This window comes from Microbacterium helvum (genome assembly GCF_014779795.1).
GTDB lineage: Bacteria > Actinomycetota > Actinomycetes > Actinomycetales > Microbacteriaceae > Microbacterium > Microbacterium helvum.
Genome location: NZ_JACXZS010000012.1, coordinates 132410 through 144697, shown reverse-complemented (window position 1 = coordinate 144697; position 12288 = coordinate 132410). Strand labels below are relative to the sequence as shown.

11 protein-coding genes are annotated in these 12288 nt (G+C 71.2%); 6 read left to right on the top strand and 5 right to left on the bottom strand.

The window, feature by feature from the left end; genetic code table 11:
• Window positions 1-20: 20 nt before the first annotated feature.
• Window positions 21-1346, bottom strand: a complete 1326-nt coding sequence (locus tag IF188_RS17000; RefSeq protein ID WP_191172988.1) for a M50 family metallopeptidase — start codon at window positions 1344-1346, stop codon at window positions 21-23.
• Between the two features lie 92 nt (window positions 1347-1438).
• Here IF188_RS17000 and IF188_RS16995 point away from each other — a divergent pair, with 92 nt between their 5' ends.
• The 3 genes from IF188_RS16995 to IF188_RS16985 all read left to right on the top strand — a co-directional run bounded on the left by IF188_RS16995 (window position 1439) and on the right by IF188_RS16985 (window position 4643).
• Entirely contained in the window at window positions 1439-2014 is a 576-nt protein-coding gene (locus IF188_RS16995; protein WP_191172987.1) for a hypothetical protein, read from the top strand.
• A 101-nt stretch (window positions 2015-2115) separates the two neighbouring features.
• Window positions 2116-2853, top strand: a complete 738-nt coding sequence (locus IF188_RS16990; RefSeq protein WP_191172986.1) for a YcnI family protein — start codon at window positions 2116-2118, stop codon at window positions 2851-2853.
• A gap of 125 nt (window positions 2854-2978) precedes the next feature.
• Window positions 2979-4643: a Mur ligase family protein gene (locus IF188_RS16985; RefSeq protein ID WP_191172985.1), complete on the top strand. Its 1665-nt coding sequence runs from the start codon at window positions 2979-2981 to the stop codon at window positions 4641-4643.
• Between the two features lie 214 nt (window positions 4644-4857).
• Here the strand turns inward: IF188_RS16985 and dxr are convergent, their stop codons facing one another.
• Together dxr and IF188_RS16975 are read right to left on the bottom strand one after the other, a co-directional pair.
• Window positions 4858-5943: a 1-deoxy-D-xylulose-5-phosphate reductoisomerase gene (gene dxr / locus IF188_RS16980; protein ID WP_191172984.1), complete on the bottom strand. Its 1086-nt coding sequence runs from the start codon at window positions 5941-5943 to the stop codon at window positions 4858-4860.
• A gap of 37 nt (window positions 5944-5980) precedes the next feature.
• Window positions 5981-6946, bottom strand: a complete 966-nt coding sequence (locus IF188_RS16975) for an FKBP-type peptidyl-prolyl cis-trans isomerase (RefSeq protein WP_191172983.1) — start codon at window positions 6944-6946, stop codon at window positions 5981-5983.
• Between the two features lie 198 nt (window positions 6947-7144).
• On the opposite strand from IF188_RS16975, the gene IF188_RS16970 reads away from it, so the two are divergent.
• The gene (locus IF188_RS16970) at window positions 7145-7846 is read left to right on the top strand and encodes a lysophospholipid acyltransferase family protein (RefSeq protein WP_191173014.1); all 702 of its coding nucleotides are present in this window, start codon (window positions 7145-7147) and stop codon (window positions 7844-7846) included.
• 40 nt (window positions 7847-7886) lie between these two features.
• Here the strand turns inward: IF188_RS16970 and IF188_RS16965 are convergent, their stop codons facing one another.
• Window positions 7887-8363: an OsmC family protein gene (locus IF188_RS16965; RefSeq protein WP_191172982.1), complete on the bottom strand. Its 477-nt coding sequence runs from the start codon at window positions 8361-8363 to the stop codon at window positions 7887-7889.
• A 52-nt stretch (window positions 8364-8415) separates the two neighbouring features.
• Between IF188_RS16965 and IF188_RS16960 the strand changes: the two genes are divergently transcribed.
• Both IF188_RS16960 and ald read left to right on the top strand, forming a co-directional pair.
• Window positions 8416-9405: an asparaginase gene (locus IF188_RS16960; protein ID WP_191172981.1), complete on the top strand. Its 990-nt coding sequence runs from the start codon at window positions 8416-8418 to the stop codon at window positions 9403-9405.
• Window positions 9406-9460: 55 nt separating this feature from the next.
• A complete protein-coding gene (ald, locus tag IF188_RS16955) occupies window positions 9461-10576 on the top strand; it encodes an alanine dehydrogenase (RefSeq protein ID WP_191172980.1) in 1116 nt (371 codons plus the stop codon).
• 139 nt (window positions 10577-10715) lie between these two features.
• Here ald and IF188_RS16950 read toward each other — a convergent pair whose 3' ends face one another.
• Complete coding sequence (locus IF188_RS16950; protein WP_191172979.1) at window positions 10716-12281, bottom strand: APC family permease; 1566 nt, start codon at window positions 12279-12281, stop codon at window positions 10716-10718.
• Window positions 12282-12288 lie beyond the last annotated feature (7 nt).

Genomic DNA, 12288 nt, shown 5'->3' with positions numbered 1-12288 from the left:
CGAAATCCTCGTCACGGCTGTCAGCCGAGCGTGACCGGGTTGAAGAGGTCGGCGAGCACCAGCACGGCGCCCATCCCGATCAGCGCGATCACGACGACGAAGGTGAGTGGCACGAGCTTCGTCGCGTCGACCGGCTTCGGGGGCGGGCGGCGGAAGAGCTTCGCCCACACCCGCTTGATGCCCTCCCACAGCGCGACCGCGATGTGGCCGCCGTCCAGCGGGAGCAGCGGGATGAGGTTGAACACGAACAGGGCGATGTTCAGCGAGGCCAGCAGCTGCAGGAAGCCCCCGACGCGGTTGAGCACCGGCGCGTCGGCGGCCGCGACCTCTCCTGACAGGCGTCCCGCCCCGACGATGCTGAGCGGCCCGTTCGGGTCGCGCGGCTGACCCGTGACCAGATCGACGGCGGTGTTCCAGACCTTCGCCGGCAGCTGCCAGATGATGCCGGCCACCGCTCCGACCTGCTGCACGGCCGCCTGCGGACCCGCCCAGATCGGCTGCTTCACATACTCGACCGTGGGTCCGATCCCGACGAATCCGGCCTCTGTCGTCGAGGTGGTGCCGTCGGCAGCCGTCACGGTCGTCTCGACGCGGGCCGGGGTGACCTGCAGCGTCTCGGTGGCGCCGTCGCGCTCGATGACGAACGTCAGCTGCTGTCCGGGCGACGACCGGATGATCTCGGACGCTTCGGCGAAGTCCGCGACGGGCTCGCCGTCGATCGACACGATCGTGTCGCCCGGCTCGATGCCGGCCGTCGCCGCAGGTGCGGCGGGATCCGAGGCGGTGCACTCGCTCGTGGCCGTGGCCGACGTCGTCGACGGCACGCACTCCGACAGGCGCGCGACCGTCGTGGTCGCCGTCTGCACGCCGATGCCCGTGAACAGGATCGCGAACAGCACGACCGCGAACAGGAAGTTCATGAGCGGGCCGCCGAGCATCACGATGATGCGCTTGTGGATCGGCAGACGGTAGAACACGCGCGTGTCGTCGTCGCCGCGCAGCGTCTCGTCGTTGGCGTCGCGGGCGTCCTGCACCATCGTCGCGAAGAATCCGCCGGCGGCACGACCGCTGCGGCCCCCCGGTCCCTGAGCCTGTCGAAGGGAGGGCGACGGCGGGTACATGCCCGCCATCGAGATGTAGCCGCCGAGCGGGATCGCCTTGACGCCGTACTGCGTCTCACCGCGACGGCGTGACCACAGGGTGGGGCCGAAGCCGATCATGTACTGCCCGACGCGCACGCCGAACTTCTTCGCCGGCCACAGGTGCCCGAGCTCGTGCAGCGCGATCGACACCGCGAGGCCCACGACCATGAGCACGACGCCGATGACGAACGCAAGGATCTCCACACGCACACGGTACCCGCGCCAGGCTTTGAGTTGGGTGTGACGGCCTCGCGTAGGCTCGTGACGAGCATGCCGGTCGACAGAAGCGAGGAGCCGTGACGCCACGCCACGTCCGCGCGCTGCGCGGCACCGCCGCAGCGGCCGTCGCGACGATCGTGGCCGCGACCGCCCACACGCTGGCCGGCGGCGGAGCTCCCGCCCCCGCGCTCGTGGCCGCGGTGGGCATCCTCGCCGCGCCTCTCGCCGTCGCGCTGGCCGGCCGCCGCCTGTCGGTCTGGCGGGTCGGCGCGATCGTGCTCGCCAGCCAGGCGCTGTTCCACCTGGCGTTCGCGATCACGGCCGGAGCCGACCCGGCCGCACCGCACGCGCATCACACGACCGTGCTCGCGGGCGGGGTCGCGCCGGTCGCCCTCCCCGACGCCCCGATGCTCGTGGCACACGTCCTCGCCGCGATCGCCACGGTCGCCGGGCTGTACGGCGGCGAGCGGATGCTGCGCGCCCTGGGTCGCGGCATCCGCTCGATCCTCGCCCGAGCCCGCGTCCTCGGCACGCTGCCCGCCGTACCTCGCCGGCTCGCCTCGCACCGTGTGCAGGTGACCCGGCCGGCGCAGGCGGTGCTCTCAGGGCTGTCGCGGCGCGGCCCTCCGGTCTTCGTCATCGCGGCGCGCTGAGCGCCGCCACGCACCGGCCGCGCATCCCGCGGGGGCCGGTCCTTCCGCCGTGCGCGGCATCCTTCGCCGTGCCCGGACCAACGACGAAAGACGAAAGACAGATGACCATCTCCCGTACCGCCCGCCGCCGTCTCGCCGTCGGCGCCGCCGCCGGCCTCGCCCTCGCGCTCGGCGTGCCGCTGGCCGCCGCCGCCCACGTGCATGTCGACCCCGAGACCGCTGCGGCGGGTGCCACGCAGACCCTGACGTTCTCGTTCTCGCACGGCTGCGACGGCTCGCCGACGACCGCCCTCGCGATCGACATCCCCGAAGGCGTCGGCAACGCCACCCCCGTCGTGCAGGGCGGCTGGACGATCACCCGCGAACTCGGCACGAACGGTGTTCCCACGCGTGTGGTCTACACCGCCGCCACCCCGGTCGACGACGGTCTCAAGGCGTCCGTGGCGATGGACGTCCTCTTCACCGAGGGGGCCGCGGAGACCTCTCTCGCGTTCCCCGTCACACAGACCTGCGTCGTCGGCGAGACCGCCTGGACGCAGATCGCCGATGACGATCAGGACCCGGAGGAGCTCGACGCCCCCGCCCCGGTCGTGACCGTGGGGGCGGTGAGCGAGGCGGATTCCGACCACCACGGGGGAAAGGTGGATGCCGTAGCCGAGGATGACGCGACGGCCGATCACCACGGCAGCGCAGCGGATGCCGCAGCCGACGATGACGCGGCGGCCGCAGCATCCACCGATCCGGGTGATCCTCTCGCACGTTGGCTGGCCGCCGGCGGTCTGCTGGCGGGCGTCGCCGCGCTGATCGTCGTGCTGGTGCACGTCCGACGCAGCGCCTGACGACGGTTCGAATCGCGCACTCTGCGGCTCCGGACCGGGAGCGACGGCAGAGTGCGCGATTCGAAACGAGGCGGGGCGAGCGACCTGACACGCTGCGGCAAGCGCCGTGCGAAGATGGATGCGCCATGCCGACTGACGCGCCCTCGAACCTTCCCCCGGTACTCCGCCCCGACGCGCCGCCGACCCACACCGTCGCCGATCTCGCGGGGCGATTCGCCGTCGACGTCCGCGGCGATGTCGCCGACGCGACGCTGACGGGACTCACCCTCGCGACCGCCGACCTGCGCCCGGGGGACGTGTTCGTCGCGGTGCAGGGGGTCAACCGCCACGGCGCGGAGTTCGCCGCCGCCGCCGCTGAGAAAGGCGCCGTCGCCATCGTGACCGACGCCGCCGGAGCGGACGTCGCGGCGGCGAGCGGGCTGCCCGTGCTGCTGGTCGAGAACCCGCGGGCGCTGCTCGGCGAGCTGTCGGCCTGGGTGTACAGCACCGGCCGAGACGACGACCTCCCCACGCTCTTCGGCACCACCGGGACCAACGGAAAGACCAGCGTGTCGCACCTGCTCGAGGGGATCCTCGGCCAGCTCGGCGTCACCAGCGGACTCTCGTCGACGGCCGAGCGGCACATCGCCGGCCAGGTCATCGTGTCGCGCCTGACCACCCCCGAGGCGTACGAGATGCACGCGCTGCTGGCTCTCATGCGCGAGCGCGGCGTCGAGGCGGTCGCGGTCGAGGTCAGCGCACAGGCGCTCAGCCGTCGCCGCGTCGACGGCATCGTGTTCGACGTCGCCGGTTTCACGAACCTCACCCACGACCACCTCGACGACTACGCCGACATGCGCGAGTACTTCGAGGCGAAGCTCCCGCTGTTCCGCGCCGATCGGGCCCGCCGCGCCGTCGTGTGCGTGGACTCCGCGCCCGGCGCGGAGGTCGTCGCCCGCAGCGAGGTGCCGACGGTCACGGTCGGCACGCCGGCCCTCGCCTCGGATCCGGATGCCGCAGCCGCCGCCGACTGGGTCGTCGAGATCCTCGACGAGCGCCAGGTCGGCACCGAGTTCCGCCTGACTGCGCGCGACGGTCGCACCCTCACCACGCTCGTCCCGGTGATCGGCCGGCACATGGCCGCCAACGCGGGACTGGCGATCGTGATGATCCTCGAGGGCGGCTACGCGTGGGAGCGCCTCGTCGACGCGCTCGACGGCCAGAGCATCGAGGCCTACCTGCCCGGCCGCACGCAGCGCGTCTCAGGTGACACGGGTCCCGCCGTCTATGTCGACTTCGGCCACTCCCCCGACGCGTTCGAGAAGACGCTCGCCGCCGTGCGACGCGTGACGCCGGGCAAGGTCGTCATGGTCATGGGCGCGGACGGCGATCGCGACTCGACCAAGCGCCACGACATGGGGCGCACGGCCGTCGAAGGCAGCGACATCCTGGTGATCACCGACCACCATCCGCGCTTCGAAGACCCCGACTCGATCCGTGCGACGCTCATCGAGGGCGCCCGTCGTGCCCGGCCGGATGCCGAGATCCTGGAGTTCTCGCCGCCCGAGCGGGCGATCATCGAAGCCGTCGCACTCGTCGACGACGGCGACGCGATCCTGTGGATCGGCCCCGGGCACCAGGACTACCGCGACATCCGCGGCGTCCGCACGCCGTACTCCGCGCGTGAGCTCGCCCGCCGCGCGCTGCGCGATGCGGGCTGGCCCGTCCCCGAGCCGCACTGGCCGGTGCCGTACCCCGAGGACGAGACGCCGGCATCCGATCCGCTCCGGCCGGTCTATCCCGGGGCCTGACGCCCCCGCAGCCCGGCGCGACCGGCCGGCTGACGGCCTGACCTGCCGGTGGCCAGACCTCCTCGCGGCATGACGCGGTGGTGACCCCGAACCCGCCGCTGAATCATTTCACTTGCGCTGAACGTACGCGTTTTCGGCCCTCGGGCGTACAAACAGCGCAAGTGAACATGTTCAGTGCGGGTGCGTCGGCGTCGACCCGCGCGACGGGGAGGGGTCAGGATGCCGCGGCGATCGCCTTGTCGGCGGTCCGGCGTGCCCACACCTCGGCCTCGGCGAGCGCCTCGCGGGTGAGGACGTCGGGCGCCTCGTGGGCGTCGACGACGCGCGCGACGGTGTCGACGATGCCGAGGAAGCCCAGTCGCCCCTCGTGGAACGCATCGACCGCCTGCTCGTTGGCCGCGTTGAACACCGCCGGGTACGTCCCGCCCGCGCGACCGACCTGCTTGGACAGTCGCACCGCGGGGAACGCGGCGTCGTCGAGCGGCTCGAACGTCCACGATGTCGCGGTCGTCCAGTCCAGCGGCACGCCGACGCCCGCGACACGGTTCGGCCAGTCGAGTCCGAGCGAGATGGGCAGGCGCATGTCGGGCGGCGAGGCCTGCGCGATCGTGGATCCGTCGACGAACTCGACCATCGAGTGGACGATCGACTGCGGGTGCACCACGACGTCGATCTCGGCGTACGGCACGCCGAACAGCAGGTGTGCCTCGATCACCTCGAGGCCCTTGTTGACGAGCGTGGCCGAGTTGGTCGTGACGACGCGCCCCATGTCCCACGTGGGGTGCGCGAGGGCCTCGCCCGGCGTGACGTCCTCGAGCGATGCGCGGCTGCGGCCGCGGAAGGGACCCCCGGATGCCGTCAGCACGAGCCGCCGGACCTCGTGGCGCTCTCCCGACCGCAGTGCCTGGGCGAGCGCCGAGTGCTCCGAGTCGACGGGCACGATCTGACCCGGCTGCGCGATGGCGGTGACCAGATCGCCGCCGACGATGAGCGATTCCTTGTTGGCGAGGGCGAGGGTGCGCCCCGTCTCGAGCGCCGCCAGGGTCGGGCCGAGCCCCACCGAGCCGGTGATGCCGTTGAGCACGACGTCGGCCTCGACGTCGCGCACGAGCTGCTCGGCCTCCACCGCGCCCAGCGCCGTGTTCTCCACGCCGAACTCGGCCGCCTGCGCCCCGAGTCCGGCCCGGTCCGAGCCTGCCGCGAGGCCGACGACCTCGAAGCGTCGCGGGTTGGCCCGCACGACGTCGAGCGCCTGCGTTCCGATGGAGCCGGTGGAGCCGAGGATGAGGACGCGCCGCATCCGGCCAGCCTATCGGCGGGCCGGATGAGGACGCCGACTACTGCTGGGGCGTGCGCTGGACGCCGAGGATGTCGACCACGAAGATCAGCGGCGAGTTCGCCGGGATCGAGCCCGACGCCTGGTCGCCGTAGCCCTCGGCCGCCGGGATGACGGCGACCACCTGCGAGCCGACGTTCTGGCCCTCGAGCGCCTTCTGGAAGCCCTGCACGACACCCGTGGTCTCGAACTGGGCGGGCGCGCCACGGCTCCAGCTGGAGTCGAACTCGGTGCCGTCGGGAAGGACGCCTTTGTACTGCACGAACACGGTGTCGCCCGAGTTCACCGTCGGGCCGTCACCCGTCTTGAGGTTCGCGACCTGCGTGGTGTCGGGGGCGACGAAGTCGTCGGCCACGGTGATCGTGGGCTCGCCGTCGTCGGCGAGCGCGACCTCGGGCATGCCCGCGACCGGCTCCTGGGCGGCGCCGGTGGCCGTCGTGGGCAGCTGGGCGACGGACTGCGCCGCGACCACGTAGTTGGGTGCGCTGTCGCCGAGCATGCTGCCCGGGATGGTCAGCGTCGTGGTCGAGCCGAGCGGCGTGCACAGCACGGACGAGCCGAAGATGCTGCTGCCCGAGACGATGATCGGGACGAGGCCCGAGTCGTCAGCAGACGTGGTGGCCGAGTCGAGCGCGACCTCGCCGGTGGTCGGGTCGACGATGACGTACTGGCCGGACACGAGCTGGCCCTCGGCCAGGTCCTCCCCATCACCCTCGGTCACGGTCGTGCGCTGCAGCTCGCTGAAGGCGAGGTCTGTCGGCGACTGCGCCGTCAGCGTGGGTGCGGTGCCCGAGACGGTGACCGCCTCGGAGTCCGCACCGGACTTGGGGTCGAGTCCACACGCCGACGACGTGGCGGTCGGCGTGGGCGTGGAGTCGGTGTCGGGCGTGTCCGACGCGGAGCATCCGGCGAGCAGGACGGCCGACAGCGCGGCGGCGGAAAGAGCGGCGAGCGGACGAATGCGCACGGAACAACCTCTAGTCGGTGAAAGGGGAGCCTCCATCCTTTCGCATCTTTGCTCTGCTCGTGCTGAGAAAGCGCTATGCCGATACCGGAATGCAATGGGGAGTACCCTCTACGGGTGACTTCAGACCTCGTTCCCGGCGCTGACCACACCGCAGACGAGGTCGAGCCGATCGTGCAGCCGGGCGTTCCGGCCCGCCGGATGGGCCTCACCTACTTCTTCGGCCGCATGATCCTGGCACCCTTGGCGCGAGTGGTGTACCGCCCCCGCATCGAAGGCAAGGCGAACGTCCCGAAGTCCGGCGCGGTCATCTTCGCGAGCAACCATCTGTCGTTCATCGACTCGATCGTGATCCCCGTCGCCGCTCCCCGGCCCGTGCATTTCCTGGCGAAGGCGAGCTACTTCGAGAAGCCCGCGTCCCGGTGGTTCTTCACCGCGATCGGCGCCATCCCGGTGCACCGCGGCGCCGGCCAGGCAGCCCTCGACGCCCTCGACCAGCAGCGAGAGCTGCTCGACGAAGGCAGCGCCGTGGCGCTGTACCCCGAAGGAACGCGATCGCTCGACGGGCGCCTCTACAAGGGACGCACCGGGGTGGCCTTCCTCGCGCTGCAGACCGGCGCGCCGGTCGTGCCGGTCGGGCTGATCGGGACCGACAAGGCCATGCCGGTCGGGGCGAAGATGCCGTCTCGCACGCCGCGGGTGACGGTCCGCTTCGGCGCTCCGCTCGATCTCGCCCACCACGGCCCGGCCGCTTCGGGCAAGGCGCGCCGCCTCGCCACCGACGAGATCATGGCCGCCATCCACGCGCTGTCGGGTCAGGAGCTCGCCGGCGCCTACAACGAGGTCCCGGCGCAGAACCCGATCGAACGCATCAAGCAGGTGCTCCCGCACGAGCGCCGCTGACCGCTTCGACAGGCTCAGGGACCGGGTGCGCCGCCCGCCGTCAGGAACCCGCCACGAGGATCGTGGGCTCGTGGCGCACCGCGAAATTCACCGAGTTCGCGATGAAGCACCACTCATGGGCTTGCGCGTGCGCGGTGGTCGCGGCATCCACCATCGCCTCATCGGTCACCGTCACGCGGGGCCGCAGCACGACCTCGCGGAACGCACCGCCGCCCCGGCCGTCCTCGACCATGAGGCCCGAGGCCTCGTCGTCGTACCCGACGACGACGACGCCGGCCTGTACGCACGCGTGCAGATACGACAGCAGGTGGCATTCGCTGAGTGCCGCGAGCAGCAGATCCTCTGGGTTCCATCGCGTCGGATCGCCGCGGAAGGGCTTGTCTGCGGATGCTGCAAGCGCAGGCTTCCCGTCGACCTCGATCGTGACGGCCCGGTCGTAGTCCCGGTACCCCGACGTCCCCGTGCCGCGATCGCCGGTCCACGTGCTCCGGACGGTGTATCGGTGCTCACCCAGCATGCGGACAGTCTGACATGACGGCCGAGCTCCCCGACGGCGGTAGGCTTGCGGGGTGCCGCAGACCTTCGCCGCAGCCGACGCCGTGGAACTCGCCGTCGTCGAACGCAGTGGTTTCGTCGAGTCGCGGCATGCCGGCATTGCGATCGTGCTCGGCGCCGACGGCACGGTCAGCGAGAAGCTCGGCGATCCGACCGCGCTGATCCTCCCCCGTTCCAGCCTCAAGCCCCTGCAGGCGCTCGCATGCCTGTCGGCCGGCGCCCCGCTCGAGGGCGAACGGCTTGGCCTGTCGACGGCGAGCCACTCCGGCACGGACCGCCATGCCGCGGTCGTCCGAGACATCCTCGCCGCCGCCGAGCTCGGCGAGGGCGCCCTGGGCTGCCCGGCCGCGTGGCCGGGCGACGCGGCAGCACGCGACGAGCTCGTGCGCGAGCTCGGTCAGCCGCAGCGCATCCGCATGAACTGCTCGGGCAAGCACGCCACGATGCTGCTCACCAGCGTCGTCAACGGCTGGTCCGCCGAGGACTATCTCGCACCCGAGCACCCCGTGCAGCTGCTGATCCGCGAGACCGTCGAGCGACTCATCGGCGAGAAGGTCGCGGCCACCGCCGTCGACGGCTGCGGCGCGCCGGTCTACGCGATGACCCTGTTCGGGCTGGCCCGCGCGATCCACCGCATCGGCAACTCGTCGACCTCGTCGCCGTTCGCGCTGCACCGCAGCGCCGGCGCCCTCGTCGAGGCCGTGCGCGCGAACCCGTGGACCATCGCCGGTCCCGGTCGCCCCGACACGATCGCCATCGAGAGCCTCGGCGTCTTCGCCAAGGGCGGGGCCGAGGGCGTCATGGTGATGGTCGCGCCGAACGGCACGACAGTGGCCCTCAAGATGCTCGACGGCAGCGGCCGCGCCGCCACCGCCGTCGCACTGCGCCTGCTGGAACGGCACGGCGCACTCGATTCCTCCGACGTCGCCGCGACGATGTCGAGACTTCCGCTGGCCGTCACCGGCGGCGGACAGGATGTCGGGGCCATCCGCCCCGCCTTCTAGAGGCGCTCCCACGAGGAGCCAGGCGCTCCAACGGCGGAGCGGAAAGGATCGCGCGATGAGGATCAGTGTCCCCACCGAGGTCAAGAACAACGAGTATCGGGTCGCCCTCACCCCCGCGGGCGTGCATGACCTGGTCGCCTCCGGGCACGAGGTGTTCGTGCAGCGCGGGGCCGGAGACGGCTCAGCGATGCCGGATGCGGAGTACGAGTCCGCCGGTGCGGTGATGCTCGACGACGCCGCGGAGGTGTGGGCGCGCGCGGAGCTGCTGCTCAAGGTCAAGGAGCCGATCGCCTCGGAGTACGGCTACTTCCGCGACGATCTGGTGATCTTCACGTACCTGCACCTGGCGGCGGACCGGCCCCTGACCGAACGGCTGGTCGCCGACGGCGTCACCGCGATCGCCTACGAGACGGTGCAGCTGCCGAGCGGCGGGCTGCCGCTGCTGGCTCCCATGAGCGAAGTCGCCGGGCGCCTCGCACCGATGGTGGGCGCGTCGACGCTGATGCGCTCGGCAGGGGGGCTCGGCCTGCTGATGTCGGGCGTGCCCGGCACGCGCCCCGCGACCGTGACGGTCATCGGCGGCGGCGTCGCCGGAGCCAACTCCGCCTACATCTCCGCCGGCATGGGCGCCGACGTCACGATCTTCGACACGAACATCCAGCGGCTGCGGTTCCTCGACGACCACTTCCAGGGCCGGGTGAAGACCGCGGCCTCCAACCCGCTCGACCTCGACCGCGCCGTCACCGCCTCCGACCTCGTGATCGGCTCCGTGCTGATCCCCGGCGCCAAGGCGCCCAAGCTCGTCACCAACGACATGGTCTCGCGCATGAGGCCGGGTTCGGTGCTCGTCGACATCGCCGTAGACCAGGGAGGCTGCTTCGAGGACACGCATCCGACGACCCACGACGACCCGACCTTCCGCGTCCACGACACGGTGTTCTACTGCGTCGCGAACATGCCCGGCGCGGTGCCGAACACCTCGACCTCGGCGCTGACGAACACGACGCTCCCCTACGTGCGGCAGATCGCCGGACGAGGGTGGCGCGATGCGCTGCGCGCAGATGCCGCCCTCGCGGCGGGCCTCAACACGCAGGGCGGCCGCGTCGTCAACCCCGGCGTCGCCACCGCGCACGGACTCGAGCTCGTCCCGCTGGAGTCGGCACTCGCCTGACGCGTTCGTTGGTCCCCACACCCTCTCCGCGCGGCGCCGGCGCGTCGCGCGGAGCCTCGGGGCGCGTGGGCCCAGCCGCACCCCGGTGCTCCGCGGAGCACCGGGGTGCGGCATCCGTCCCCTTACGGGGCACGTCGGGTCAGACCAGTCCGCCGTCGATCGAGCGGGTGAACTCTGCGGGGTCCTCGGGCACGAGCACGGGTGTCTCGCGGTTGAGGCTCTCGCCGCGGAAGAAGGGCTTCGCACCTGGGAACATCCACCACACCAGCATGAGGACGACGCCCAGCAGCAGCGAGCCGATGCCGAGGACGAATGTGCCGCCGATGCCGAAGAGCACGGTGTAGCCGTAGTCGACGTCCCACATGTCGATCGCGGACTGGATGAACGCGTACGTCAGCATGAGCGCCCCCAGCAGCGGGAAGATGCCCTTGAACCACAGGTTGCGCGCCGAGGTGAAGAGGTCCTTGCGGAAGTACCAGACGCTCGCATACCCGGTGATGCCGTAGTAGAACGCGATGGCGAGGCCGAGCGAGAGGATCGAGTCCTGCAGGATGTTGTCGCTGATGAGCGTCATGCCGATGTAGTACACGCTGGCGACGATGCCCATGACAATCGTCGAGAACGACGGCGTCTTGTACTTCGGGTGCACGTTCATGAAGCGGCGCGGCAGGGCGCGGTAGGCCGCCATCGCGAGCGTGCCGCGGGCCGTCGGGAGGATCGTCGTCTGCGTCGACGAGACGGCCGAGATGAGCACCGCGACGACGAGCACCCAGCCGAACGGGCCGAGGAGGCCGTCCTTGATGGAGAGGAAGAAGTCGTCGGCGTTCGCCTCGTTGCCCAGGCCCGTCCCGGTGTCGCCGAGCCCGGCGTACATCATCGCCGCGACCGTGACGCCCACGTACGTGACGAGCAGGATCACGCACGTGAGCAGCGCCGCGCGGCCCGGGATGCGCTTGGGATCCTTCGTCTCTTCGTTGAGGGCGAGGCACGTGTCCCAGCCCCAGTAGATGAAGAGCGCCAGCAGGACGGCCTCGGTGAAGCCGTGCCAGTCGGTGAAGGCCGCCGGGTTGAACCACGACCAGTCGACCGGGGTCGGGTTCGGCGCCGTGCCCGTGAAGAACTGCCACACCGCGGCGATGACGAAGATCGCGAGGGCGAGGTACTGGATGCCGAGCAGCACGTTCTGGATGCGCTCGCCGATCTCGACGCCGCGCCAGCTGATCCACGTCATCGCGAGGATGAACACCACTCCGGTGGCGGTGACCAGCGGCACGTTGTCGGACAGCAGCGCATCCTCGGGGCTGCCGATGATGCCGTCGATCAGCGCCCAGAAGTAGATGCCGCCGATCTGAGCGAGGTTGGCGAGCACGACCATGCCGGCCACGGCGACGCCCCAGCCGCCCAGCCATCCGGTGACCGGGCCGAACGCCTTGGTGCCCCACGTGAACGTGGTGCCGCAGTCGGGCACGGCGTTGTTGAGCTCGCGATAGGCGAACGCGATGAACAGCATCGGGATGAACGCGACGATGAACGCGATGGGCGCCTGGGCGCCGACGGCGAGCACCACCCAGCCGAGGGTCGCGACGAGGGAGTAGACCGGTGCGGTGGAGGCGAGGCCGATGACGGTGGAACCCCATAGTCCCAGCGTCCCGGCCGCGAGCCCCTTGCCGTCCGGTCGATCGAGATCGATGGGGGAAGTAGCCACAGAGCGA

What these genes read in the sequence shown, in the direction of transcription:
- IF188_RS16970 (WP_191173014.1), top strand. Translation starts at nt 7,145, where the DNA reads ATGGGCCTCACCTACTTCTTCGGCCGCATGATCCTGGCACCCTTGGCG.
- ald (WP_191172980.1), top strand. Translation starts at nt 9,461, where the DNA reads ATGAGGATCAGTGTCCCCACCGAGGTCAAGAACAACGAGTATCGGGTC.
- IF188_RS16985 (WP_191172985.1), top strand. Translation starts at nt 2,979, where the DNA reads ATGCCGACTGACGCGCCCTCGAACCTTCCCCCGGTACTCCGCCCCGAC.
- dxr (WP_191172984.1), bottom strand. Translation starts at nt 5,943, where the DNA reads ATGCGGCGCGTCCTCATCCTCGGCTCCACCGGCTCCATCGGAACGCAG.
- IF188_RS16965 (WP_191172982.1), bottom strand. Translation starts at nt 8,363, where the DNA reads ATGCTGGGTGAGCACCGATACACCGTCCGGAGCACGTGGACCGGCGAT.
- IF188_RS16990 (WP_191172986.1), top strand. Translation starts at nt 2,116, where the DNA reads ATGACCATCTCCCGTACCGCCCGCCGCCGTCTCGCCGTCGGCGCCGCC.